Genomic DNA, 1502 nt, shown 5'->3' with positions numbered 1-1502 from the left:
ATGTTTGACGCTTCACAGCGGGTACCGGAATATCAACCGGTTATCCATCGACTACGCCTGTCGGCCTCGCCTTAGGTCCCGACTTACCCTGGGCAGATCAGCTTGACCCAGGAACCCTTAGTCAATCGGCGCAAACGTTTCTCACGTTTGTATCGCTACTCATGCCTGCATTCTCACTCGTCAACCGTCCACGACTACCTTCCAGTGCCGCTTCACCCGGCAGACGACGCTCCCCTACCCATCCACACACCCGTTGGGGCTTACATGTGAATGACACGACTTCGGCGGTACGCTTGAGCCCCGCTACATTATCGGCGCGGAATCACTAGACCAGTGAGCTATTACGCACTCTTTCAAGGGTGGCTGCTTCTAAGCCAACCTCCTGGTTGTCTGTGCGACTCCACATCCTTTCCCACTTAGCGTACGCTTAGGGGCCTTAGTCGATGCTCTGGGCTGTTTCCCTCTCGACCATGGAGCTTATCCCCCACAGTCTCACTGCCGCGCTCTCACTTACCGGCATTCGGAGTTTGGCTAAGGTCAGTAACCCGGTAGGGCCCATCGCCTATCCAGTGCTCTACCTCCGGCAAGAAACACACGACGCTGCACCTAAATGCATTTCGGGGAGAACCAGCTATCACGGAGTTTGATTGGCCTTTCACCCCTAACCACAGGTCATCCCCCAGGTTTTCAACCCTGGTGGGTTCGGTCCTCCACGAAGTCTTACCTCCGCTTCAACCTGCCCATGGCTAGATCACTCCGCTTCGGGTCTTGAGCATGCTACTGAAACGCCCTATTCGGACTCGCTTTCGCTACGGCTTCCCCACCCGGGTTAACCTCGCAACACACCGCAAACTCGCAGGCTCATTCTTCAAAAGGCACGCAGTCACGAGAAGCACCGAAGTGCTTCCGACGCTCCCACGGCTTGTAGGCACACGGTTTCAGGTACTATTTCACTCCGCTCCCGCGGTACTTTTCACCATTCCCTCACGGTACTATCCGCTATCGGTCACCAGGGAATATTTAGGCTTAGCGGGTGGTCCCGCCAGATTCACACGGGATTTCTCGGGCCCCGTGCTACTTGGGTGTCTCTCAAACGAGCCGCTGACGTTTCGACTACGGGGGTCTTACCCTCTACGCCGGACCTTTCGCATGTCCTTCGCCTACATCAACGGTTTCTGACTCGTCCCACGGCCGGCAGACCGTGGAAGAGAGATCCCACAACCCCGCATACGCAACCCCTGCCGGGTCTCACACGCATACGGTTTGGCCTCATCCGGTTTCGCTCGCCACTACTCCCGGAATCACGGTTGTTTTCTCTTCCTGCGGGTACTGAGATGTTTCACTTCCCCGCGTTCCCTCCACACTGCCTATGTGTTCAGCAGCGGGTGACAGCCCATGACGACTGCCGGGTTTCCCCATTCGGAAACCCCCGGATCAAAGCCTGGTTGACGACTCCCCGGGGACTATCGTGGCCTCCCACGTCCTTCATCGGTTCCTGGTGC

At 57.2% G+C, this 1502-nt stretch carries 1 rRNA gene; it reads right to left on the bottom strand.

Features of this window, described 5'->3' with window-relative positions:
- A 23S ribosomal RNA gene (locus IE273_RS43070) occupies window positions 1-1502 on the bottom strand; the annotation flags it as partial.

This window comes from Streptomyces olivaceoviridis (assembly GCF_014650115.1).
Lineage (GTDB): Bacteria > Actinomycetota > Actinomycetes > Streptomycetales > Streptomycetaceae > Streptomyces > Streptomyces olivaceoviridis.
This window is presented reverse-complemented; position numbering and strand designations above follow the sequence as displayed.